18 protein-coding genes, 1 tRNA gene and 4 pseudogenes are annotated in these 23548 nt (G+C 67.2%); 9 read left to right on the forward strand and 14 right to left on the reverse strand.

Annotated elements, in window-relative coordinates:
• Positions 1–97: 97 nt before the first annotated feature.
• Positions 98–601 (reverse strand): telomere-protecting terminal protein Tpg, encoded by a 504-nt coding sequence (tpg, locus tag OG331_RS00280; protein WP_406190365.1) that lies wholly within the window; start codon positions 599–601, stop codon positions 98–100.
• Positions 602–604: 3 nt separating this feature from the next.
• The gene (tap, locus tag OG331_RS00285) at positions 605–2728 is read right to left on the reverse strand and encodes a telomere-associated protein Tap (RefSeq protein ID WP_406190368.1); all 2124 of its coding nucleotides are present in this window, start codon (positions 2726–2728) and stop codon (positions 605–607) included.
• Between the two features lie 248 nt (positions 2729–2976).
• On the opposite strand from tap, the gene OG331_RS00290 reads away from it, so the two are divergent.
• Entirely contained in the window at positions 2977–3255 is a 279-nt protein-coding gene (locus OG331_RS00290) for a hypothetical protein (protein WP_406190371.1), read from the forward strand.
• A gap of 582 nt (positions 3256–3837) precedes the next feature.
• Here OG331_RS00290 and OG331_RS00295 read toward each other — a convergent pair.
• Together OG331_RS00295 and OG331_RS00300 are read right to left on the reverse strand one after the other, a co-directional pair.
• Positions 3838–4017: a hypothetical protein gene (locus OG331_RS00295; protein WP_406190374.1), complete on the reverse strand. Its 180-nt coding sequence runs from the start codon at positions 4015–4017 to the stop codon at positions 3838–3840.
• Positions 4018–4137: 120 nt separating this feature from the next.
• Positions 4138–5037: a LysR family transcriptional regulator gene (locus OG331_RS00300; RefSeq protein ID WP_406190377.1), complete on the reverse strand. Its 900-nt coding sequence runs from the start codon at positions 5035–5037 to the stop codon at positions 4138–4140.
• Between the two features lie 100 nt (positions 5038–5137).
• On the opposite strand from OG331_RS00300, the gene OG331_RS00305 reads away from it, so the two are divergent.
• Positions 5138–6142, forward strand: coding sequence for an NADP-dependent oxidoreductase (locus OG331_RS00305; protein ID WP_406190380.1), 1005 nt, complete (start codon positions 5138–5140; stop codon positions 6140–6142).
• 69 nt (positions 6143–6211) lie between these two features.
• Here OG331_RS00305 and OG331_RS00310 read toward each other — a convergent pair whose 3' ends face one another.
• The 5 genes and pseudogenes from OG331_RS00310 to OG331_RS00330 form a co-directional block, all read right to left on the reverse strand.
• Positions 6212–6382: a hypothetical protein gene (locus tag OG331_RS00310; RefSeq protein WP_406190383.1), complete on the reverse strand. Its 171-nt coding sequence runs from the start codon at positions 6380–6382 to the stop codon at positions 6212–6214.
• Positions 6379–6852, reverse strand: a pseudogene (locus tag OG331_RS00315) (transposase); the annotation flags it as partial. The gene OG331_RS00310 and the pseudogene OG331_RS00315, both read right to left, overlap by 4 nt.
• A 67-nt stretch (positions 6853–6919) precedes the next feature.
• Positions 6920–7117 (reverse strand): annotated as a pseudogene (locus OG331_RS00320) (transposase); the annotation flags it as partial.
• Positions 7118–7257: 140 nt separating this feature from the next.
• On the reverse strand, positions 7258–7806 hold the full coding sequence (locus OG331_RS00325; protein ID WP_406190385.1) for a SigE family RNA polymerase sigma factor: 549 nt from the start codon (positions 7804–7806) through the stop codon (positions 7258–7260).
• 671 nt (positions 7807–8477) lie between these two features.
• A complete protein-coding gene (locus OG331_RS00330) occupies positions 8478–9242 on the reverse strand; it encodes a transposase family protein (RefSeq protein WP_406190388.1) in 765 nt (254 codons plus the stop codon).
• A gap of 497 nt (positions 9243–9739) precedes the next feature.
• On the opposite strand from OG331_RS00330, the gene OG331_RS00335 reads away from it, so the two are divergent.
• The 3 genes from OG331_RS00335 (at position 9740) to OG331_RS00345 (ending at position 12641) form a co-directional block, all read left to right on the forward strand.
• Entirely contained in the window at positions 9740–10549 is an 810-nt protein-coding gene (locus OG331_RS00335; RefSeq protein WP_406190390.1) for a S1 family peptidase, read from the forward strand.
• Positions 10550–11692: 1143 nt separating this feature from the next.
• Positions 11693–11893, forward strand: coding sequence for an EF-hand domain-containing protein (locus tag OG331_RS00340; protein ID WP_406190393.1), 201 nt, complete (start codon positions 11693–11695; stop codon positions 11891–11893).
• Positions 11894–12323: 430 nt separating this feature from the next.
• The gene (locus OG331_RS00345) at positions 12324–12641 is read left to right on the forward strand and encodes a hypothetical protein (RefSeq protein ID WP_406190396.1); all 318 of its coding nucleotides are present in this window, start codon (positions 12324–12326) and stop codon (positions 12639–12641) included.
• Positions 12642–13200: 559 nt separating this feature from the next.
• Here the strand turns inward: OG331_RS00345 and OG331_RS00350 are convergent.
• Positions 13201–14793, reverse strand: coding sequence for a S8 family serine peptidase (locus OG331_RS00350; protein ID WP_406190398.1), 1593 nt, complete (start codon positions 14791–14793; stop codon positions 13201–13203).
• A 133-nt stretch (positions 14794–14926) separates the two neighbouring features.
• On the opposite strand from OG331_RS00350, the gene OG331_RS00355 reads away from it, so the two are divergent.
• Positions 14927–15598 (forward strand): hypothetical protein, encoded by a 672-nt coding sequence (locus tag OG331_RS00355; protein WP_406190401.1) that lies wholly within the window; start codon positions 14927–14929, stop codon positions 15596–15598.
• Positions 15599–16055: 457 nt separating this feature from the next.
• Positions 16056–16130, forward strand: a tRNA-Gln gene (locus OG331_RS00360).
• Between the two features lie 394 nt (positions 16131–16524).
• On the opposite strand, the pseudogene OG331_RS00365 reads toward OG331_RS00360, so the two are convergent.
• Positions 16525–16938, reverse strand: a pseudogene (locus OG331_RS00365) (ATP-binding cassette domain-containing protein); the annotation flags it as partial.
• Between the two features lie 5 nt (positions 16939–16943).
• Positions 16944–17288 (reverse strand): annotated as a pseudogene (locus OG331_RS00370) (ABC transporter ATP-binding protein); the annotation flags it as partial.
• A 168-nt stretch (positions 17289–17456) separates the two neighbouring features.
• On the opposite strand from OG331_RS00370, the gene OG331_RS00375 reads away from it, so the two are divergent.
• Positions 17457–20234 (forward strand): AAA family ATPase, encoded by a 2778-nt coding sequence (locus OG331_RS00375; RefSeq protein WP_406190404.1) that lies wholly within the window; start codon positions 17457–17459, stop codon positions 20232–20234.
• 156 nt (positions 20235–20390) lie between these two features.
• Here OG331_RS00375 and OG331_RS00380 read toward each other — a convergent pair whose 3' ends face one another.
• Positions 20391–21146: a transposase gene (locus OG331_RS00380; protein WP_406190407.1), complete on the reverse strand. Its 756-nt coding sequence runs from the start codon at positions 21144–21146 to the stop codon at positions 20391–20393.
• A 25-nt stretch (positions 21147–21171) separates the two neighbouring features.
• Positions 21172–22548, reverse strand: a complete 1377-nt coding sequence (gene tnpB / locus OG331_RS00385; protein WP_406190409.1) for an IS607 family element RNA-guided endonuclease TnpB — start codon at positions 22546–22548, stop codon at positions 21172–21174.
• Between the two features lie 674 nt (positions 22549–23222).
• On the opposite strand from tnpB, the gene OG331_RS00390 reads away from it, so the two are divergent.
• A complete protein-coding gene (locus OG331_RS00390; protein ID WP_406190412.1) occupies positions 23223–23522 on the forward strand; it encodes a transposase in 300 nt (99 codons plus the stop codon).
• Positions 23523–23548: the final 26 nt, after the last annotated feature.

Consider the following 23548-nt stretch of genomic DNA (forward strand, 5'->3'; position numbering starts at 1 on the left):
ACCCGCAGTCCCGGGCCAGTGGAACCCGGCGCAGCCGCAGCGACACGCGACGACTCCACGCGCCCACTGGCGGAACAAACGGGGTGAAGCCACGACCTCAGACCGTCAGCAACCCCGTTGAATGATCGAGGTTGAACCCTTCGGCGATGATCCCACGCATCTCCTGGTCGCCGGTTCCGGCGTCGCGGGCGTCGAACAGGCGCTGTGCGTAGGCCGGGGGGAGGTGCACGGTGAGTCGCCTAAACCGTCCGTCGTCGGTCGTGCCGATGGGCGCGGTGTATCCGAACCGGGCCCGGGTCTCGACCGTGATCCCGCCCGTGGCAGCGGCCAGACGCTGCCGGCGCTTGCGCACCTGCGGTTGCCACCGCTGCCGTACCGCGTCGTCGATCTTCGCGGCGACGTCGGCACGGGCGTGCTTGCGGGCCCCCCTGCGGTACCTGTTGACGGAATCGGCGGTGACACCGATCTCCTGCGCAACGGCCTTCGCACTGCCCAACTGCCGGATCAGGTAACCGATCTGACCCTTGAGGGTCTTGGGCGGCTCCCGGGTGAAGCTCTCCCGGTCGGCACGCTCGATCGCCTCGTCGATCTCCCCCGCCATGGTCTACTCCCCTTCGTCCAGGACGGCGTCGCCGCCCTTGATGTGCCGGGCCGGGTTGAGGCCCTGCTCCATCAGGTCGACCGCCCACAGCATCGACATGAAGCCCTCCAGCTTCGCCAGGCCCGGCGTGGGCCCGAGACGGAACCCGCCGGGCTGCGGCTTGCCGGACGCCGCGTACGGCAGGAAGCCCAACGGGCTGCCACCTGGCGAGGGATAGACGACGCAGTCGGACAGCACGGCGAGCGGGTACAGGCCCGTCATCTTCACCATGTTGTTGAGCTTGCGGTGCATGTTCACCCGCGCCTTGCTGATGACGGCGGCGCGGATGTCGGGGCGCCAGGTCGGCCGCTCCAGAGCCGGCCACCGCTCACCCTCCTTGTACGACTTGCCCTGCGGGCGCTCCCGCAGCTTGCCCACCCCGCCCTTCACTGTCGCCTTGATGGCGGCGAGCACGGCGGCCATCGCCGGGTCAACCTGCTTGTGCTGGCCCATCGCGGCGAGGAACTGGCGGTCGTCCAGGTCCTTGGTGACGCCGAGGTCGGCGAGGGTGTCGACGTACGCCGTCTTGAGCCGGTCGTGCCACGGATCCAAGTACGCGCCGGTCTCGCGGCGCAGATACGCCTCGATCGGATGGACGTTGAAGCCGAGCTCCTGGGCGTAAGCGACGGTGTGCGTCTGGTACCAGGCAGGTCCGGTCGGGCGGGTGCCGTCCGGCGTGAACGGGCTGGGAAGGCGAGGGTCCAGCTCGATGTGGGAGAGGTCGACCAGCCAGGAGCCGGGGATCTTCGGGTTGAACGTCGGGGCGTAGAAGTGGTCCGGGGCGGACAGGCCGACGACCAGGCGGGCCGCGGCGGCGAGGAACGCCGTGTTGAGGTCCAGGCCGACCGCGAAGGGCAGCGTGCACTCCTCATCGCTGAGCAAGTCCACCGACCGCACCCACTGGTACGCCTCCTCATTGAGGAACCCGCCGGTCCAGCCACTGTTCACGACGACGGGGTGTTCGGCGGTGGCCTCCGGCGGAGCCGGGTCCATCGGCTCCGTGCCCAGCGAGCCCGGGTTGTAACCGGACACCCAGGTCCCGCTTCCCGGGTCCTGCACGGCCTTCGTGGGCGGGCGCAGCGCGGTCATCAGCTCCAGGCCCGAGACGGCCGTGGAGCCGCGCGGGGTGATGACCCGGGTCGCGTACACACCGAGGACGCGGGCGATATCGGCCGGCTCCATCTCCGCGACGCCGGGCCAGGACCGCTCATCGAGCGCGTCCCAGGACAGGATCGCCAGCTGCACGCACTGCCGCTCGCGCCCCTGCGCCTTGCGGTAGATCCGCGCCCACGGGCCGAACCCGCGCTGCGTCAACTGCCACTTCGCCTTCGCCACCTGCTTCACGACCGGATGGTCCTCAGGCAAGCGCAGGGAACGGCGCTGCTCGTGACCCTCCAGGCGCTCCGGAAGCCCCAGCTTCACCGCGGCCGCGGCCGTGAGCACGATCAGCGGGTCGCCGTCCTTGCCGAAGCGGTTGAGCTTCGGCGCACCGAGCCCGGACTCTCGCAGCGTCCACTCCACCAGCTCCGGGACCGTGGTCGCCGGGCACTCCAGCAGCACACCGCCGAGGCAGTACGCGGTACCGTCCCCGTCCAGCACGGCCAACGGGCCGTTCGGGAAGGGGGGGTCGACCACAGGCGCGGCTGCCTTGGCAGGGCGCCGTGTCGTCGATGGCCTGCGCGACGTGTTCTTGGTCGTGACCGTCAGCGCGGGAGGTGCAGAGGGCTCAGAGGGCGCCGGCACGTCGCGCGGACGCTGCGACGGCGCTGGGGTGAATGTCTCCGGCACCGCGGCCGCGGCACCCGTGTCGCTGGAGGTGGTGGAGGCGATATCCGTGGGAGCCGGGAACTGCGCAGCCCACCCGTCCAACAGGTGTCTGTAGGCCGCGAGGCGCGGCGGCCGCGGCATCGTGCGGCCGGTCTCCCAGCCGTTCACGGTCTCCCGTTTCGTTTCCAGTGCAAGCGCCACATCCTGCTGGGTCAGGCCTGCGGCCTCGCGCAGCCGCTTCCGCTCGGCTGGCGGGGGCAGCAAAGGGCCGCGGGCCAGCAGTTCCGCCGCCCGTGCGATCAGCTCTTCTTCCGTGGGCATATGGCAACCTCCTGCCCTCACCATACCCGAACACCACAGTGAAATTCACTCCGAACATCACTTTGAAGCTAACTTTCTAACTCACATTGGTGCACGGTCTTGCTCACAAGGCGGCAGTCACTGGGGACTCGCGGGGGTGAGGGGCTCATGTGCGGGGCATGCCGTGGATAAAGTCGACAGGCACCACCCGCCCGGCGGACCAGCGAACGCCGGCACGGATGACGGAGCAGCTCAGAACGGGGCGAAGCATGACAGTGATCGTGGAGAGCGCAAGTGAGTGGCTGGACACGATCACCGCTCAAGCACGCAGCGCCCAGGCGAAAGTGTTCTCCGTGAGCGTGCCCGTCAGTCACCCCGCAACCTCGGACCAGGCGCACGAGCACCTGCTGTCCGCAGCGATCGAGGGCATTGAGCGGGAAGGCTGGACGCTGGACAGCATGAGCACGTACGGCGCTTCCTCGGCCTATGAAGGCACCGCCTTCTGGGCATTGTTGGTCTTCCGCACGGCCTACCGCGGGCGCGTCTGAACACCGGCTCACGGACGCCCGTGCACTGCCCCAAGACCGGCTCCTGCCTTCCGGACCGGCTGAGCGCGCCCACTCTCCGGACTGCTGCAGCGGCACCCATGAGGGCGGACAGACCAGGCGCGGCATCACAGGGCCCCCATGATCGCCTGTGTGGCGTTGTGAGCGCCGATCTCCACCCCAATGCAGCCAGGGGGCGCGGCAGATGGAGATCGGCGCTGTGCGAGGCGCAGAGCGCCCCTGACAAGCTCGCCGCGCTCGCCGCACTGGGGTTGGAGTGGGCGGCTGCGGGCTGACGGAGCAGGGCAACGCGGTGGGGAGTGTTGGGTAAACGGATGAGCCTTCGGGTCAGCTACTCAGTGCGAGACGCTGCGGTGAAGTGGTCTGCAACTGCCCGCCAGGTTCCGTTTCACCCATTTCCATCGCCATGGTTTCGAGGACACCGAGCGGAGCGGACCACCCGATAGCGAGGTCGGGCTCGCGCAAGGGGCGGTAGCGGTCCCAGTCCACGCAGAACTGGGCGATGTCGACCTGCGGAATGAGGTCCCAGACAGTGTGATCCCTTGGGTGGTGAAGGAGTAATCGTCAAGACTTGTGGATGGTGTCTTCTGGGTTTGATGCGGTGATCTCGGCTGCGGCGAGGCGTGCTTTCTCGCGCGCGACCTGGTCGGGGGTGGTTGAGGAGGGCTCGATCGCCGGGAGGGCCTTGGGGTCGTGCGTGGCCCCGAGGATCCAGATCGCGTGCCTGAGAAGTTCGGGTTCCATCGACGGCATGGCAGCCGCCAGCGGTTTGACGAGGTCAAGGGGCAGGCTGTGGTGGTTGAACGCCTCGCTGACCGCGTTCAGATCTGACAGCAGTGCCTTGACCTGGCTGCCCGCTGCCCGTCAGATGGCGGAGCCGGCGGCCCGCAGCTCCCGCACCAGAGCGCGCACGACGGCGGAGCCGGCGAGCTCTGGGGTGGTCACATAGCCGACACGGCGCGTCGGGCGCTCCGGACCGAGATCGGTGATCTCGATCGAGTCCGTTGCTCCGACCAGGGAGAGCGCGGGCATAATCGCCATTCCGTGCCCCCCGCTCACGAGCGAGAGCACTGCTCCGTCGTCCTCGGCCTCGATCGTGGCCCTCGGGATCCAGTCCTGCGCGCCCCACCAGGCGCGGGTGTACGAGCCGCAGTTCTCGACCCAGTCGACCAGCGGCAGCGAGCGCGGAGCCGGGTGTCCGGCCGGATGCACCAGGGAATAGCTCTCTTCGAAGAGTCCGCTCGCCACCAGTCCCGCCGGCAGCTGCGCTCCGTCCAAGGTGGCAATGGCGAGATCCGACCGCCCGTCGGCCACCTCGCCCGCCGTGCCGCGCCCGAGCTCGCGGACGATCCGCACCTGCGGCTCGATCCCGGGATACCGCGCGCGCAGCCGCTGCAGGACCGGCGGCAGCAGGTGCAGCGCGGTGCTGCGGAAGGCCGCGATCCGCAGCGGGCCCTCCGGCCCCTGCGTCGCCTCGGACCGGGCGGCTTGCCGCGCCTCGGCGACGAGCACGTCCAGCAGCCGCAGGGTACGGCGCGCATGCGCCACAGCCTTCTCCCCCGCCGGAGTGGGTCTCGCACCGCTGCGGCCGCGTTCGAACAGAACGGCGCCGATCTTGCGCTCGCTGCCGCGCACCGAGTGGGAGACCGCGGACTGTGTTAGGCCGAGTGCCTCGGCCCCGGCCGAGAAGCCGCCGGCGTCCGCAACCGCCACCAGGATGCGCAGTTCGTGCGGAGCGAGATCGGTGTCGGTCGTGCGGGCCACAGGGCGCTCACCTCGAGGTATGAGAACTACTCATGGAACGGGGCGTCACATGAGCCCAACCGCCTGCCCGAGGGCTCCATTCCCGTCCTACGGTCCCGTCATGACCGAGAACGCGATCACCGTCCAGCAGACCGCCCGCCCCCACGGTTTCCCCACCACCAAGGATTTCGCCTTCGTCGAGTCCGCGATTTCCGATCCTGCGGTCGGCACCGCGCTCGTGGAGAATCTCTACTGGTCCGTCGACCCGTACCACCGCGAGATGATGGACGACGTGCCCGGCGGCTTCGCGCTCCACACACCGCTCGAGGGCCGGACCCTCGGGCGCGTCGTCGCCTCGCGGACGCCGGAGCTGCCCGAGGGCGAGATCGTGTTCCACCGGCAGGGCTGGCGCACGCACTCCGTGGTCCGACCCGAGGAGATCCGCAAACTCCCCCACTTCGACGGGGTCCCCCTGACGGCGTACCTGAGCGTCCTCGGCGGCACCGGACTGACCGCCTACGTGGGCCTCACCCGCATCGCCCGGCTCCGCGAGGGCGACGACCTCTTCGTCTCCGCCGCAGCCGGCGGCGTCGGCACGGCCACTGGCCGGTTCGCCCGGCTGCTGGGCGCCGGCCGACTCGTGGGCAGCGCGGGCTCGGCGGCCAAGGTCGACCACCTGACCCGGGAGGTGGGCTACGACGCGGCGTTCGACTACCATGACGGCCTCGCCGCTGAACTGCTCGCCAAGGCTGCACCGGACGGCATCGACGTCTTCGTCGACAACGTCGGCGGCGAACAACTGGCCGCCGCGGTGGGCGCACTGCGCGAGTTCGGGCGCATCGTCCGGATCGGCACCATCAGCCGCTACAACACCCCGGACGCGCCCCCGCCGCACTTCAACTACTCGGACATCGTGGAGAAGAGCCTCCGCATGGAGGGCTTCCTGGTCAGCAACTACCGCGAGCTGCAGGACGAGCTGTACGAGTTCGCGGTCCCCCATCTGCAGAGCGGCCGGCTAGCGCTGGACCAGACGGTGGTGGACGGGTTCGAGCACATCGTGGACGCATTCCTGGGCATGCTGCACGGCAAGAACACCGGAAAGATCATCGTGCGGGACCACGCGTAGGCCTGGTCCGGCCGTCGCGCGCGTGCCGCATCACTTCGGCGGCCGCGCACCGAAGCCAGGCATGCCCGGTCAGATCAGAGCGGATTCCCGGACCCTGGTTGCGGGCTCGTTGACGGTCAGGCGGGCCGTATCGGTGTCCAGGCCGGTGCCGCGTAGAAGATCGCCGAGCATCGCTGCGGCGTCCCGTCGGTCCGGTTCGCGGTCGGTCAGGGCTTCGAGTGCAGCGAACATGTCCTTCATGCGGCCACCTCGGACCGCTCGACCAGGACGCCGTTCTCAAACTTGGCCCCGGAGCGGACCAGGGCGACGAGGGAGGCCCCGGTAATCGCGCGCCAGCGGGCCTGGGCGGACTCGACCAGCTTGAACACCATCGCCAGGGCGGCTGCCGGGCTGCCGGCCCCGCGGGTGACCTTGGTCCGAAGCTTCACGGTGGAGAAGGTCGACTCGATGGGGTTCGTGGTCCTCAGATGGATCCAGTGCTCGGCGGGAAAGCCGTAGAACGCCAGCAGTTCCTCCGCATCGTCGGTGATCTTCGCGACGGCCTTGGGCCACTTCGCGCCATACGCCCTCTCGAACGCGGTGACCGCCTTCTCTGCGTGCGCACGGTCCTCGGCGTTGTAGATCTCCTGCAGAGCCTTCTTCGCCCCGGGCTGTGCAGACTTCGGCAGCGCGTTCGTGATGTTCCGGGTTTTGTGAACCCAACACCTCTGGTGCCCGGGTCTCCGTCGCGAAGAAAGCCGTCGCACGCTTGAGGACCTCCACGTCCTCCCGCAGCCTGCGGTTCTCGCGACGCAGCACGGCCAGTTCCTCGCGCTCGCTGCTGGTCAGGCCGCCGCGTTCGCCCGCGTCGACCTCGGCCTGGCGGACCCAGTCCCGCACCGCCGTCCCGGTCAGGTCGAAGTCCTTGGCGACCTGACCGACCGAGCGGTCACCGCGCCGGCAAAGGTCGACGATCTCGGCCTTGAACTCCGGCGCGAACGAGTGGCGAGGACGCGGCTTCTTCTTCCCCTATGAATCGCCACTCATGAGACCCATCTGGCCTGCTGTCACCTTTCCCCGCATCTCGGGGTGAACCTCAACCCTACTTACGTGATGCGGACGAAGAGCGATGCGTGTCATCGGTCGGCGTCCTGGCTGCCATCGGGAATCCCGCCTTGCCGGCCTGAACCTGCGTGCTTCTCATGCTCCTGCCGAAGTCTGGTCAGAGCGCGACACAGGGTACTTTTGACTGTGCCAACCGATATGCCCAGTGCTTCGGCTGTCTCTTTCGTGCTCATCTGCTCCCAGTGCCGCAGCACCACGACACTGCGCTGCTTGGGCGTGAGTACGGCAAGGAGGTCTGTCAGCAGGGCGCGGTTTGCGTACTGCTCGGTGCCGTCGTCGACGCCTGCGTCCGGCAGCTGCTCGGTGGGTACTTCCTGCAGTCTTCGGGACCGCCACCACTTCGTACGGGTATTGATCATGACTTGGCTCAGATACGCGTCGGCGCATCGTTTGTCGACTATGCCGTCCCAATAGCGGTAGGTGCTGGTCAGGGCGCTCTGCAGCAGGTCTTGCGCGTCGATGGGGTTCGGTACGAGACGGCAGGCGCGGCGCAGGAGGGCGGTCTGATGGGTCCGCACGTACTCCTCGAAGTCGGGCACACCACCGGCTGCCGTGTCCATGCCATAGTTCCCTTTCCTGGTGTGGTGTTGGGCAACTGCGGATGCACGGCTGCATGATCAAAGTCCACAGACGTTGTCATGAGCTCTGGGTACGGCCACCGCTCCCCGGAGCCGCAATGCTGTCGGCTCAGCGGTTCCTGGCCCATGACTTTAAGGTCAGCCTCAGGTGCAATCCGTACTCTCTTGCGGATGCGCATCCGGGCCTGTTGCTGCACAAGAAGGGACACGACCCCATCCCAGCCGGTGCAGTGGGAGGTCGAGGCCCTGGAGCCGGTCGAACTTCAGCGCCTCGCCGCCGTCGCCCCGACATCGACCAAGCCGTCCTTGCCGACCGCATTGCGGAGGAAGAACGGCAACGCGAACGGCTCCGGGCATTCACTGATGGGTGGCCTCCCCACAGCTCACCGAGCCCTGATTAGCCGGGTGGGCTCCGGGCATGTCGGTGCATGCTGCCCGGAGCCGCCCGACCGGCCGGCTCACCGGAGCGGAGGCGGGCCCGCGCCCGGCGGGAGAGCAGGACGTGGAGCCGCTGGCGCACACACGTGCATACCGGTCTGTTGCATCGGGTCAACGACTGGGCCACCGGCAACGACACGCACACATGAAGTCAACCGGGCTCGGGCGAAGTTGGCGTTATTCGTGGCTGATGTGTTTGCGTCAGTGAGCCGTTTTCATCCTGAATAGCTGCAGGTCATCAGCGTGTGGACGGCTTGGACGATGGTGCCGATGCGGCGGGTGGAGCATCTGGCCCGCCGGAGCAGTCGCCAGGACTTCAGCTGTGCGAAGGCGCGTTCGCCCTGCGCCCTCAGCCGGGCGTGATCGCGGTTGAACTCCTGGTAGCGCGCGGGTTGTTCGCGGTGGTTCTTGTATGTGGTGCGGACGGTGGCGCCGGCGCCCTGGTAGGCGCGGTCCGCCAGGATCAGGATCTGCCGGGTGAGGCAGGCTTGGATGATGCCGTGAGCACGGGCGGCGGTCAGATCGTGGGTGCGTCCTGGCGTGGCCCGGGAGAACCAGAGCGGTGTGCCGTCGGGACGTGCGATCACCTGGACGTTCATGCCGTGCTGCTTGTGCTTTTGGGAGTAGTACGGCTCGTCCGCGTGGACGCGGTCGGTGGCGATCAAGGTGCCGTCGACGATGACGAAGTCGCCCTCGCCCAGCCCGACCAGGGCTTCCTGCAGGCCCGGCGCCCAGGCCGCAAGGACGTCCAGGGTCTCGTCGACGTAGCGCCACGCAGTGGCTGTCGAGACACCGAAGCCTGCCGCCGGCGCGGGTATCGTCTCGTTCTTGCGCAGGTGCACCAGGGCGAGCAAGGCCTGCTTGAAGCAGCCCAGCTTCCGCCACCTCGTACGGCGTTCACACCTTCGTGCGTAGATGAGCCAGGAAACGTGCTCAACCAACTCATGCGGGACGTCGACCGTGGCACGATACGGGACCAAGCGAGGCTCCTCGGGCGAAGCGTGGTGCGTAGAGAACACCACCGCAACGACCAGGGGCCTCGTCTCGTTACCCACCCCCACTGACCTGCCAGTTCTCGATCTGCCCGGTGATCCCGGCGTACTGCGGGGCCACCCCGGCCGACACCCGGCGAATCACCGCTGTAGTACTGGGGGTGGACTTCGCGGCATTGCTTTGAAATCGCCCTGGGAGCGCGACCGCTTACCCCTTCGGCCACCGGCCAATCCTCAGTTGTGGTGATGCGCAACAGCACAGGCCAGAAAGGTCGTTGGGCTGTCAATGCCCTTGATGCTTGCGCAGCTGTTCCCCATAATCGCTAGGCGCTTTGCGAACTCATCCCTCACTGGGTTCGGACGCACCACTGCCTGCTGCCGCAGCCATCGGCCGCACACGGTGTTGTGCCGTGCCGTTCTCGGCATGGTGCGCCGATTCTTGTGGGCGAGTTCGGGATGTGTATCCCCCCACGAGAGGAAGTCTGTTGACGAACTACCTCAAGCACCTCAAGCGCACCACCGCGTCCGGTGTCGTCGCCCTCGCGGCCTTCGGCCTCCAGCCCGGCGCGGCCCACGCCGCGTCCGAACCGACCCCACGCGGTGAGGTGGGCGCGACCGTCGTCGGCGGTACGAAGGCCGACCAGGGTGAGTTCCCCTTCATGGTGCGGCTGTCCATGGGCTGCGGCGGCTCGCTGTACGCCAAGGACATCGTGCTGACCGCCGCCCACTGTGTCGACAGCAGCGGCCCCAACACCGGCATCACCGCCACGGCCGACGTGGTCGACCTGGAGGATCCCAACGCGGTCAGCGTGAAGTCCGCCGAGGTCCTCCAGGCCCCCGGATACAACGGCAAGGGCAAGGACTGGGCACTGATCAAGCTCGAGAAGCCGATCGACCTGCCGACCCTGCCGATCGCAGCGGACGACAAGCTCAACAATGGCGAGTTCGACATAGCCGGCTGGGGTGCGGACAAGGAGGGCGGCAGCCAGCAGCGCTACCTGCTCAAGGCCAAGGTGCCGTTCATCGACGATGCCACGTGCCAGAACGCGTACGGCGATCAGCTGACGCCAGGCGAAGAGCTCTGCGCCGGCCTCCTGGACACCGGCGGTGTCGACACCTGCCAGGGCGATTCCGGCGGCCCCATGTTCCGCAAGAACGAGGCGGATACCTGGACCCAGGTCGGCATCGTCAGCTGGGGCGAGGGCTGCGCCCGCCCGGGCAAGCCCGGCGTCTACACCGAGGTCAGTACGTTCGCTGAAGACATCAAGAAAGCGGCCGAAGGTCTGAGCGGCTGACCCAGCCGACCCGGATTCGCAGGCCACGTCCGTAGCCCCTATTCACAGGGGCACACGCACCAACGCGCCCCACTGCCAAGCCCTTTCCTGCTCGGCAGTGGGGCCCACGCGGAGGTTCGCCTGACCGTGCATGACACACGCGAGCGACTCCGGCCGGTCAAGAGCTCTCCTCATGGTGACTGTGGGCGCTTGTCAACGGCCGCTGTCGGGGGCCGCTACCAGCTCAATTTCGCTGCCAGAGGGGCGCGAGGGCCTGCGGCTGGCGCGGCCCGGACGTCGTCGACGAGGATGAAGGGCGGCAGCCGGATCATGCTTACAGGGCGACGACCACGCCCGAACTGCCCCGGCCCGCACAGCCCACATTGACCGCCAAATCGCCCCAGGTCAGCGATATCTCGGATCCAGCAGCGGCTGTGGCACGTTTGAAGGGCGAGCTTGCTCTACCGACTGAGCTAGCCTCCCAATGGAAGGCACGAGACTCGAACTCGCGACCCACCGGCCTCGCTTGCCTCTCATCATACGGGCTGCCCTATGTCCCAGCGGCGTAAGGCGCCACCCAGGTCCCCGATTTTATCCGTTCAGCCCAGCCTCCTCCTGAACCGCAGCGTCCGCACGCCCCTGCTCCCGCCTCTGCCGTAGCCAGAGCGCACCGCCTCACTGACCCTTTGCTGTGGAACGACAGCACCCGCCGGAACCGCTCCTCAGACGCGGCGCGCATCAGCCCTGTCTGGACCGCGGCGAGCCGTGCTCCGCGGACCGCATCCGGCGCCACAATCCCCGGCTGATCACCTTCGACAGCGTCAACTTGTAGGCCACCGGCCCGAACACATGTAGCGCTGTGTAATCACCCTGCCCGCCCGGGCGCGGAGAAGGGAAAACGCTGCGCTGTACTGGAGCCAGCCACGCAAGCACTGCCGTGGCGCCGGCCACGCCGAACGCCCAAGGCCGTCTACCGCGCCCTACCTCAACTTCATCCCCTGGGTACGGCCTCGGGGAAACGCCGGAACGGCCATTGGCGCGTTACGGAATTCTGGCTGCTGAGGAGCCTCGCATACGGAAGCGACCCCAATGCCGCATCTGCGTAACTGCCATGGACGGCAAGCCGTTAGTACTCGACCAACACATACTGCTTGAGGAGACCTTGTGAGTGACGACAAGCGCGCAGCGTTCGACAAGATCGACACCGACGGTGACGGATTTATCACTGCCGATGAATTCAAGGCGGCCCTTCAGACCTCAAGCGGGAAGGTCTCGGACGAAAATGCCACCGCGATCGTGAACATGGCCGACGAAAACGGGGATAAGAAGATCGACTTTGACGAGTACTCCAAGTTCGTCCGCTGAACTTAAGAGTACGAGGGCGGCCACGGTGCAGTAGACAGGGATCCGTGGCCGCGCTCACCTCGCGGTGTGGCCACAGGCATCACGTCCCGTGCCGTAGACGCCGCTACCGGCCGGCGCGCGGACGGTGTTGTATCGGGTCCGTCGCGATCCAGCTACAGACCCAGATCCCGCCGGGCCAGCCCGTACTCCCGCAGTCTCGAACCGTCGGCCCCGTAGTACTCCCAGCCACCTGTTCCTGAACCTCGGGCCCGGTCGCGTCGTCACTGTTTGGAGTGATCGTGAGAGCGGCATTCCTCGTGATCTTGAACTCTGCGACGAGATACCGGAGTTCACCTGGAAGGCCGTGAGGATGAGCTGCTCTCGCAGGCCGCCGCTCGGGCACTGTCATCTCTGAAGGGGTGGGGTCGGTCAAGAGGGTGTCCTGTCCGTTGTGCTCCCGGACTCATCGTCGATCACGGTCGGCCTCGAGTTTGACGGCAAGCGGCTGATCGTCGGTTGTTCGCGTCAACACCTCGCTGAACTGGCTGAGCAGTACAAACATCGGCCGTTCGTGGACGCCGAACTCTGGCAAGGAAAGATCGCCCGGGCGATGCAACAGCATCCGGACGGCGTCCGCCCCGAGGACCTGGCCGAGGAGACCGGCCTGAGCCTGCAGCAGATCGAGGCTGGCGTGACGTGGCGGAGCATTGACTTCCAGCACCGGCACCAGCAGTTCGGGAAGAAGGACAGCCCGGATGCAGAGAATTAGCTTGAGGCACGAGTACGGGAAAATTAATCCGGCCTCGCTTGCGCCCACAATTGGGTTATCGAGACCGGGCGCCGCCGCCTCGCCAACTACGTGGCCAGAACGCGAGGCGGCGGCGCAGCGGTAGGGTGCCAGAGCGGCCAGTGGCCCGGAACCCCGCCGTAGCGTTCCGCCGCCACATCGGCAAAGCAACGGCAGATTCACCGCCCTCAGCCTAATCACCGGTCGGTATCACTATCCGGCAGACCCGCCAGAGAAGTCCATCGTCTGGCCGCCCCCTCGCGCACCGGAAAAAGGTGGTGACCTGGCGGAGGTGGAGGGGGACGGCGGAAGTGCAAAGCGGCTCTGATCAACATTTCGAGATCGCCGAGCGTAACCGTTCAGCTGATCGATCATTGAACGGAATGATCGTCCGTTGACATGTCCGCAGCCTTTTGGAGGTCCCGTCCGCTATGTGGGTTCAGCCCGGGGCGCTCTTGTGGGCTGCAGCTCTGGTCGAACGCGTTGACGGCTCTCTTTTCGGGTTGGCCTGCCGCTGGGTGTGGTTGCCGCGGGTAGGGGTCTATCCAGTCATGGTGGTGAGGGGGGCGAGGGCGGGGGCGAGTTGGATGCCGGGGGCCAGGCCGAGGGCGGTGAGGGCGTCGGGTAGGCCGCGTCCGGTGCGGGTGGCTTCCACGGTGTTGGGGGCGGCGAGGGGGCGGCAGCTGGCGGCGATGATGTCGAACAGGTGCTGTACCCGGCCGGGTCCGCGGGGCAGCAGTTGGCCGTGGAAGTTTTCGTGGTGGGCGAGGACGAGGGCGGCAAGTCCCGCGAGGTGGGCCGAGGCCGCGTGGGTGCCGTCGAGGGTGGTGTAGCCGCCGTCGGGGGCGCAGGACAGGACGGCCACGCCGGGAGCGGTCGCGTCGATGCCGGGGCCGTGGCTGCTGAACGGGGCGGCGAAGAGGCCTTCTGGGGTGAGCGGCGGTCCGGTGTGGCTGGCGTGGGAGGTGTCGGGTGGGCAGGTGCCCAGGGCTCCGAGGGCGCCCACGGCGAACACGGTGGGCAGGCAGGCGGGGAAAGTGACCGGCCCGCCACTGTCGCCTGCCGGGGCGATGCAGGCGATGCCCGCCGCGGTCGCGTCGGCGAGTTTGCGGGAGACCAGCGCCGAGGGGTAGGGGCTGGTCACGGCGATGTGGGCGATGTCGACTTCACGCTCGATGCAGTGGTCGAGGGCGGCGATCAGGTCGCTGAAGTGGCCGTCGGGCATGACCTGGCAGGCCTCGAGTTCGGCGTCGACGGCGATGCCGAGGATGCCCTTGCCGGTGTCGGCGCCGGCGATGATCCCGGCCACGTGGGTACCTGTGCCGACCGCATCGTGCGCCCAGCCCTCAGTGGTGCCGTGCACGAGGTCGGCGCCGGAGCGGACCCGCTGCTTCAGGTCGGGGTGATCGACGCTCACCCCGGTACCGATGACGGCGATCGTGATGCCGAAGCCGCGGAAGGTGGGGGGCAGCCGGTCCAGCCGCATGGCCTGCTGACCCCACCCGTACTGTGGGCGTTCGTCCAGTTTCGGATACACCTGGGCCAGCGGGGTGAGCGTGACGAGGTTTTCCTCGGTTGCCGACAGGGTGGGGCGGTGGATCCAGCGGTCGGTGTAACCGGTCCGTGGGCGGACGTAGAGGGCCTGGATGGACTGTTCGGTCTCCGTGGCCAGCATGATCGTGGCGGTCCCGTCGGCGGCGGTGATGCCCTGGCCCGGCCAGGTGGCGCCGATCAGGAACACGCCCGCGCCGGCCAGTGGCTCGCCGTCCGGGCCGCACACCCGCAACATGATCTCCACCGGCTTTTCCAGCGGCACGACCAGCCCCGGATCACGCAGCACCGGCATCCCCAAGGGCGGCATGGCGGCGGGGCCGGTGCCGGTGCCGGACAGCGGCAGATCCGGTTCGATGTGCACGTGCAATGTCCGCATCGCCGGCAGCTGTGCCTCGGCTGCCTCGACGACCGCGATCTGAGGGCAGGAGGGCTGCACTCCGGCCGACTGCAGCTTCTCCGGCGGCTGCAGCCGCCGCCGCACCGTGACATCGGGCATGCTCTCCAGCCGGTCACACACCGCGTCCATGCTCAGCTCGGACACTCCCGGGGGAAGCAGATGCTGCGGCAGCGGAGTCACCATGTACCGCTGCCGACGCGACTGCACCTCAACCGGTGACGGTGTGCCTTTCCGGCGGGGTGCCGCTTCTTTTTCCTCGGGGCCCTGACCGGCGGCCCCCGTTCCCTCGGATTCGCTCTGGCGGCTGTTTCGGGGCTTGTTTCCGGGCCTGTCCTTCACCATCACGTCTACCTTCACCACGCCTGTGTCGGTCTTAAGTGCTTCTGATCCGGATGACGGGCGGATCGCCGCTTTTAACGGTAATGCGGTGTGCCCAGGATCAACTCCTGGCCACACCGCATCGCGCGCCGCCGGCAATTCAGCTGATGCCGAAAGGCTGACCCATCTGACCAAAGCCGGACTGCTGACCCTGCTGGCCGAAGCCGGGCTGCTGGCCGAACGACTGCTGGCCGAAGCCGCCGCCCCACTGCTGCTGGCCCTGACCCTGCTGACCCTGCTGGCTGTGCTGCAACAGCGCCAGGATCGCGGTCGGCAGTGCCTGCTGAACCGACTGCTCCACAGCACTGCGCACGCCCTGGATCAGCGTCGTGTGCAGCGCGACAGCCAGGTACGGGTGCGCCTGCTGCTCCAGACCCTGCTGCTGCAGCTGCTGCTGCACCTGCTGGATCTGCTGCAGCGTCTGCTGCATACGCTGCGCGATCTGCTGACCCGCCTGCTGACACGCCTGCTGGATGGACTGCTGGACGACCTGCGCGAGCTGCTGCTGCGCCCCGCCCGTCTGCTGCCCGAACTGCTGCAGAGGCTGGGTCCCGGTCATCACCGACATGAAGGCTCCTTCGACGCCACGGAAGACCAACATAAGGGATGATGTTGGTCTTTTCGGAACGATTCCGACGCGCTGAAGCTAAAGCGGCATCGCCCCGACCGCAAACGGACGAGCCGCCCAGGACAGAGGAATCCCCCCGATCGGATCCGACAACCGGCCAGCCCGCGTTGCCGGCCAGGTGCCCGACGTCGGCCATCCCGAACAGCCACCAGCGCGACCCATGCAAATGCGCCCCGACAAGGCCCCGAGAGCCAGCGCGCCTTTGATCAGCTGGACATGAGCGAGGCTGGGACCTGGGGGAATTAGGTAAAGTCCAGCCGACAGGGCTACGTGGCCATCGTCAGCGACTATCCAGTCCGATCGACACGCCCGGTACATCATCGAGCATCACAAAGAGAGCGCATAGATTGGGCTGGGGGCCATACTGTATTGCGCAAGGCGCGGTAAGCACGCCCTGACCAGTCTTATTGGTCTTGGCTCCCGTGGCCTTCGGGGTAAATGGGATATGGGGTAATTGGCAGCCCAACGGTTTCTGGTTCCGTTAGTTCAGGTTCGAGTCCTGGTATCCCAGCCAGCGCGGGCGCGCCCAACACGGGAGGCGCCGACAACTTCAGAAGAGCCCGCTTCCAATGGTCCCGGACGCGTCAGCGCGGCGGCCCGGCACACTCTGCTCGAAACCGATGACGGACGGTGTATTGCTACCTGGGGCATCTTCTGCAGCGCACCGCGAGGTGCCGCATCCTGGTCGATGGACGGCTGGCCGGTGGTAGTGCATGAACCGTCGAGGCCGTCCGGAGGACGGCGGGTAACTCATCAGTGCGACGGGCGTGAAGTGACGCTCGGTTTTGCCCACTCCGATCCGATCATGATCTCGTCGTGTTCCTCGAAGCCGCCGGTATCCCCGACCCGGAGGCAGCACTCGATGCACCAGAGGGGGCGGGTGGCCGGAGCAGGCCGTCGGGCGCAGGCTGGGAGTGGCCGCCGGAGAGGAGGCCGGCGCGGCGGCCGGACAACTCCCGCAGGGCGGGGAAGAGGTCCAGGGCTTCAGCGATGGCCTCCTTGCCGTCGGGGCGGCCGTCGGCGACGAGTTGGAGGTTCTCGGCGGTGGTGAGGTGCGGGAAGGACTGCTGGCCCTGGGGGACGTACGCCATGCCGCGGGCCACCCGCTGGTGCGGGGCAAGGCGGGTGATGTCCTCGCCGTCCAGCCGGATGGTCCCACTGGTCGGCTTGAGCAGGCCCATGGCGGCGCGCAGCAGAGTGCTTTTGCCAGCGCCGTTGTGACCGAGGACGGCCGCGACGCCGTCCCTCGGGACCGAGACGGTCACGCCGTGCAGGACGGTGGTGCGGTCGTAGCCGGCCCGGACAGTGTTGATCTCCAGCATGGGCGTCACGCCTCCTCGGCGACAGAAACGGGAGCGGGCTCGGGTTCGGGCTCGGGCTCGGAGGCGCGGCCGAGGTAGACCTCCTGGACCTTCGGGTCGGCCTGGACCTGGGCGACGGTGCCTTCGCTGAGGACCTTGCCGGCGTGCAGGACGCTGACGCTGCGGGCGAAGGAACGCATGAAGTCCATGTCGTGTTCGATGACGACGACCGTGTGGTCCTCGCTCACCCGCTGCAGCAGTTCGCCGGTGGCCTCGCGTTCGTCGTGGCTCATGCCGGCGACCGGCTCGTCGAGCAGCAGCAGTTGTACGTCCTGGACGAGCAGCATGCCGATCTCCAGCCGGGGGCGTTGTCACGTTGTTGGGGGTGTGGTCGGCTGATGGCGCGTCGGGGCGTGCGAGGGCCCGGTGCGTCCCGTGGTTCAGCCGGAACGTCGCAGGTTGCCCCGTGCGCACTTCGTGCGGGATCCGGGGTCAGCGTTACGCTGTGCATGCATCCCTTTTGAGAGGGAATGAGGACGATGGCTACGACCGGTGAAGGCTCCTCGTTTGTTGGCCGGGAAGCGGAGCTGGCTGTGTTGGCTGGGTGCGCGCGGAGGGCTCAGTCGCGGCGTGCCGGGGTGGTGCTGGTCGAAGGCGTGGCGGGAGTAGGAAAGACAGCTCTGGTGCAGCGATGGCTGGCGACTGAGGATTCCCGGGGGATGACCGTGCTGCGGGCCTTTTGCGATGCGGATGAGTCGGACTGGGCGTTCGGGGTGGTCGGCCAGCTTGTCAGGTGGGTGCCGCGGAAGGAACTGGAGCGGGAAGCTCTCTTGGGGGGCGGCGGGCCGTTGGCGGGGACGTCGCCTCTGCAGGTGGGTGAGCAGTTGCTCCGGCTGGTGGATGATCTGCAGGAGGCGGCACCGGTCGCGGTGATCGTTGAGGATGTGCACTGGGCAGACTTGGCTTCGCTGCAGGCGCTGGGCTTTTTGCTGCGTCGTCTGGAGGCCGACCGCGTACTCACCGTATTGACCACTCGCCCCCCTGCCCGAGATGACATTCGGAAGCTGGCCGCCGATCGGAATGGGGGCCGTGCAGTGCTCCTGACCGGGTTGAGGGCGGAGCCGGTGGCGGAGCTGGTCCAGGCTGCCACCGGCCGGCAGGTGGACGAGCTGTCGGCACATCGCCTGCAGGAGCACACTGACGGCAACCCCCTCTACCTGCAAGCCCTGTTGGCTGAGGTGCCATCTGATCAGCTGCTGCCCGGTAATCGCAACCTTTCCCTGCCGGTGCCCGGCACCCTGGCGGCTGCGGTTCGCCGGCAACTGAACTCCCTGCCAGCCGACGCCCGGGCCCTAACCGAAGCCGCCGCCGTGTTGGGCACCCGCGTCCCACTGAACCTGGTCGGGCAGATAGCGGGCGTGTCCGACCCGGCGACTAGTCTGCAACCAGCGCTTGCAGCGAATCTGCTGCATTGGTGGCCGCACGAACCAATCTGCCTGGTCATGGTCGCCCACGCCCTACAACGAGAGGCAATCATCGAGGCTTTGGCCCCGGCCAGGCGTCGTGATCTGCACGCCGCCGCGGCCGAGCGAGTCGACAGAGCCGCTTCGTGGCGCCATCGGGTTGCTGCCGGCGACGGCCTCGACGCCCAACTCGCTCGACAATTGGAGCAGGCCGCCAACGAGTGCCTAGCTGACAGCGCCACGGAACGCGCTGCCACCCTCCTCTTGTGGGCATCCGATGTGGCCACCACGCGCACCGAACGCGAACGTCTCTTGCTCACCGCTGCCGCACGCTTGCTCTGGATCATGCGCGTGCGCTCTGTCCAGGCCCTCCTCCCTCGTATCCACAACTGCACCTCCAGCCCGCTTCGTTCTCTCGTGACGGGAAGCTATGCACTGATCAACGGGTCGCTTGACCGGGCCGAAACCGACCTAACCGATGCGCTGAAATGCTCTGAAACCGATCCCTCGCAGCGCTGGGCCCACGCTTTGGCCAGATCGCAGTTGGTAGCGGTGCGCTACTGGCACGGCTCTAGCGGAGCAGAAATCATCGCGCTTGCCCGTCCAGTCCTGGCTCTAGGCGGCCTTGATCGCTCTTCGGCTAATAAGGCAAAGTGCTATCTCTTTCTCGGGGAGCTGTTCCAGTACGGGCCTCAGGCAGCACTGGAAGAATTGATTCGCCTTACCCGCCTACCGAAGGCACCGGAGGTGACCGCGCATGACGTGTGGTTGTTGATATTCCGCGGTATGGCGCACATGCTTTGCGGCATGCCCGCAGCAGCAAGAGAGGATCTCTTGCAAGCGCGGCGGCTAAACGACAGCGGCGCCAGTCAAGGAATGGAGGAATACGTCTACACGTTCCTAGCCTTGACCTATTACTGGAGCGGGTCTTGGGGTGACGCAGCCATCAATGCTGATCTCGCGCTCACCGCACTCACGGCTGAGCAGCGCCATTCCTCAGACACAGACGTCTGCGCATATGTGTCATGGGTGTATTCAGGACGAGGAGAGACTCGCCGCACGCAGAACCTGTTGCAGACCGCTGACCGGTACGCACTGCCTTTCAATGCCCACCTCGTCTACATGAGCCGGGCTGTCGACGCCCAAACCCGCGCCGACCACCCGGCCATGCTCAGCGCGATCCAGCACATGCTGACAGCGCCCCCAGGTCCTCTAACCGGCGACCAAGTACTGTGGAAGCCGCTACAGGTCGAGGCCCTTCTGAACACTGAACACCACGACGAGGCGGCGACGGCGCTTACCGAACTGCAGACCTTGACCCGCACATACCCCTCGCTGGGCCTGGCGGCGGCGTGGCTGTCCGGGCGAATGGCGGAAGTTCGTGGCGACACCGTCGCCGCCCAGACCGCTTACGAAGCAGGGCTCGCACTCCCGAGCACCCCTGATAAGCACGTCCTCCACCAGGCTTTTCTCGAACACGCTTACGGTCGCTTCCTGGCTACGCAGGAACTATCCAAACGTGCCCGCACTTGGCTCATGCGCGCCCGTGATCGCTACGCGTCGATGGCAGCCGCGCCTTTTCAGAACCGATGCGAAGCCGACCTTGCCGCAATCGGTGGAATCGTCACTCCCCGGAGTCACGCCGAAGACCTAACTAGCCTGACCGACCGAGAACGTGACATCGCTCACCTTGCCGGCCAAGGCCTCACCAATAAAGAAATCGCCAAACACCTAATCATCAGCAGTAAAACTGTAGAACATCACCTCGGTCACGTCTACACCAAGCTCAACCTTAGTGGCCGTCGCCAACTCCGTGGCGGGATCCGCCAGCCCGAATCGAAGATCCTGGGCTAACGGGAAGATTGACGTCACGCCGCAGAGCAGGAGACTGGACTCGCCCGGCTGTTTCAATCCAGGAGCCTTTTCCATGTGTACGGCCTGCGGGTGAAGCGGTGACGTCGTATTGACGCTAGCGTGACAAACGGGGCATCCCGCTGGTTGGGCGAGTCGCTAAACATCAGCCTCACCTGCGGAGATGCCCCGTGTTCTCCTATCCTGCCGCATGCGACGTCGAGGAAGAGCTCCTGGAGCTGGTGACGATGGTGATCGCCGCGTGTGACGGCGACCGCGCGTGCAAGCTGCGTCCGTACGACCGGCGGGGGACCAGGCGGCCCGGCACAAGGCCAGCGCGTCCTGGCCGAAGACCTGGGCGAGTCGCTCCCGCTTGGTCTTCGACGACGGCATCGTCCACCCATCGACGCGCGGCCCGTAGCGTCCGGCGAACTCGGCGACGTCGATCACCCCGGCCGGCCAGGACGGTGCCGCCACCGCCAGAGCCTCCAGCGCCGCCCGTACGCTCTCCCCGGCCGGCTCGGTGCGGTTCAGGTCACGGACCGCGCTGATCACATGGGTGGAGTCGGTGCGCTGCTTGCCACCGGCCTTGACCAGCCCGGCCTCGCGGCAGTGCTCCAGCAGCCGGTCGAAGAGCACCCGTTCCGTCCCGTCACCGGCCAGCCGGGCACGGAACCTCGACAACGCGCAGAAGTCGAAGCCGGTATCGGACAGTTCCGCGCCCAAGGCGTACTTCCAGGACAGCCGGTCCCGCGCCGCCTCCGCGGCCTGTCGGCCGGTGAGATTCTCGGTGAACTGCAGCACCGTCACCAAAGCGAGCAGGGCCGGGGCCCGGGCAGGAGCACCACGGCCGGGAAACGCCCCGGCAAACAACGCGTCATCGAAGACCTCGGCCAGGTGGTCGCGGACCCGCATAGGAAGGCTTCCGTTCGCTGGATTCTCAGTGAATCGCAGTGATTCGCCCATTGCTGGACGAAGGTCCCCGTCTTACCCGGGCAGGGGTCGCCCGGTGCGGGGTAGACGCTTCATGGCCACCTGCCCCGCCAGGCGGGGTCTTACGGTCGGCTCCACGTCCGTTTACTGTCTCCGGGCCACTCCCGGCGACGTGCCGCTTCACGAGTGCGGCGAGGTTGAGTGCGGCATTCTCATCCCGGTCCAGGACCAATCCGCAGTCTTCGCAGATGTAGGTGCGTACCCGCAGCGGCAGCTTGGGTTTCACGTTGCCGCAGGCACTGCACGTTTTCGAGCTGGGGAACCAGCGGCCGGCGACTTCGAGCCGTCCGCTGTTCCAGGCGGTCTTGTAGGCGAGTTGCCGGCGGATCTCACCGAACCCGGTATCCGCGATCGAGCGGGCCGGCTTCCGGTTCTTCACCATGCCGGCGACGTTGAGGTCTTCCACCACCACGGTGCCGTACTCCCCGGCCAGGGAGGTGGTGAGCTTGTGTATGCCGTCCCGGCGCAGCGCGGTGACGCGGTGGTGCACGCGGTTGCGCTGGGCGTCGGCGCGCTTCCACCGGTTCGAGGGCTGCTGTCCGGTGCGCCGGTCGGGCCCTTGGCGGCGGGAGACCGTACGGGACAGGCGGCCCAGCTTCCGCTGTGCTTCGGCCAGGTGCTTCGGGTTCTCGGTGGCCGGGCGCCCGTCGGAGAACACCGCGAGGGTCTTCACCCCGAGATCGACGCCGATCACCGCATCCGGCCGGGTGGGCGTACGCTCCGCGCGCTGGACTTCCACGATGAAGGAGACGAACCAGCGTTCGGCCTCCTGCCCGACGGTCGCGGACTTGATCCGCGCGCTCCCCGCCTCGATGAGGCGGCCGAGCTTGCATGTGGACTCGTGTGTCCTGATCCGCCCCAGCACGGGCAGCACCACATGCATACGCCCGTCCAGCCGGATCACACCCGTGGTGAACCTGACCGAAGGCGTGGCCTTCCGCTTCGGCTTGAAGCGCGGGAAACCCATCCGCGGGCCCCTGCGCCTGCCCCGCTTGGAATCGGCCCAGTTCTTCAACGCAGACGCGAGCCGGTCAAGACCGGTGGCGTACGCCTCCTTCGAGCACGCCGCCCACCAGGGGGCAACGGCGTCCTTTGCCTGATTCCACGCCTTGCGCAGCCAGTACATCGACCACGACACCGTAGGCGTCAACTCCGCCTCGGCAATGCCGTAGGAGCGTTCCGCCTCACGCTGGGACAAGTTCGCCTTCACCACGGCCAGACCCCAGTTGTAGGCGACACGAGCCGCACCGGCATGCCGGAACATCGCACCGGCCTGACGCGGCGTCGGGTCCAGCGCAAACCGGTAGGCATGCGTCGTGATCACCCCAAGAACCGTACCTGCCCCCGCTGACAACCCGACACCAGCAACCCCAACGATCAAGAGAACCTGACGAAGGCCGAGATTCACTGATGGACTCCACAGCAGCTAGTAGCCCCTGGGAAAGGCGGCACGGGCCGTACGCACCGTCTGTTCCGGAATGGGCGGCAGACCTCCAGGCCGCATGGACACCGCACCGACCCCCTGCGGCCGGGACAGACAGAACGACCGCACCAACGATCATGCCGGACAGCCCCAGACCGCCGCAGGCAATTCAGCAACGGAGTCGACCTGCCACGGCCTGAGCAACCGCCGCTGCCTACCTTCCCCTGTCCTTAAACGATCACGCCCCCGACAACGTGACTGTGAGGATGGTGGGGTGCCGCTTCGGGCGGTGGCCTGACCCGCAACGTGACTGGCCTTGTGCCTTGGTGTTGATCTGTCGGCCGCCTGCTCGGAGTGGTACCTGCTGCCGCCGGGCAGGGGACGTGTCCCGTTAGGGGCCTTCGCGACAGGCACCGTCACAGTCTTGACCTCCCCGCCCCGGCGGCTGGCCACCGATTCCCGAGGCGATCAGGAGACAGGCGACCTTGCCCAGCATCACGCACCCCAGTGAAGCTTCCCCTTGATCGTGGACACCTGGAGACTGGGACCTGAGGTTCCAGAGGAAGTAGCACCAGGTGGGAAACAAGTACACGAAGCGGTACACCGAGGAGTTCCAGCGGGACGCGATCGCGCTCGTCGACTCCTCGGGCAAGACGGTCACCGCCGTTGCCCGGGAACTCGGCATCGGCTCCGAGTCTCTGCGCGGCTGGTACCGCAAGGCCAAGGCGGACCGGGGCGAGGACGGGTCCGGCGAGCTGACCAGCGCCGAGCGCGAGGAACTCAAGCGGCTACGCAAGGAAGTTCGCGAACAGCAGCAGACGATCGAGATCCTGAAAAAAGCGACCGCCTTCTTCGTGAAGGACAACGACCGGTGAGCGAGTTGTACCGGTTCATCCACGCG

Source organism: Streptomyces sp. NBC_01017 (assembly GCF_045162795.1).
Lineage (GTDB): Bacteria > Actinomycetota > Actinomycetes > Streptomycetales > Streptomycetaceae > Streptomyces > Streptomyces machairae.

Bases quoted from the DNA above. Each gene is read 5' to 3' on its own strand.
- tpg (WP_406190365.1), bottom strand. From the start codon at position 601: ATGGCGGGGGAGATCGACGAGGCGATCGAGCGTGCCGACCGGGAGAGC.
- tap (WP_406190368.1), bottom strand. From the start codon at position 2,728: ATGCCCACGGAAGAAGAGCTGATCGCACGGGCGGCGGAACTGCTGGCC.
- OG331_RS00290 (WP_406190371.1), top strand. From the start codon at position 2,977: ATGACAGTGATCGTGGAGAGCGCAAGTGAGTGGCTGGACACGATCACC.
- OG331_RS00295 (WP_406190374.1), bottom strand. From the start codon at position 4,017: ATGGAACCCGAACTTCTCAGGCACGCGATCTGGATCCTCGGGGCCACG.
- OG331_RS00305 (WP_406190380.1), top strand. From the start codon at position 5,138: ATGACCGAGAACGCGATCACCGTCCAGCAGACCGCCCGCCCCCACGGT.
- OG331_RS00310 (WP_406190383.1), bottom strand. From the start codon at position 6,382: ATGAAGGACATGTTCGCTGCACTCGAAGCCCTGACCGACCGCGAACCG.
- OG331_RS00325 (WP_406190385.1), bottom strand. From the start codon at position 7,806: ATGGACACGGCAGCCGGTGGTGTGCCCGACTTCGAGGAGTACGTGCGG.
- OG331_RS00350 (WP_406190398.1), bottom strand. From the start codon at position 14,793: ATGGTGACTCCGCTGCCGCAGCATCTGCTTCCCCCGGGAGTGTCCGAG.
- OG331_RS00375 (WP_406190404.1), top strand. From the start codon at position 17,457: ATGGCTACGACCGGTGAAGGCTCCTCGTTTGTTGGCCGGGAAGCGGAG.
- OG331_RS00380 (WP_406190407.1), bottom strand. From the start codon at position 21,146: ATGCGGGTCCGCGACCACCTGGCCGAGGTCTTCGATGACGCGTTGTTT.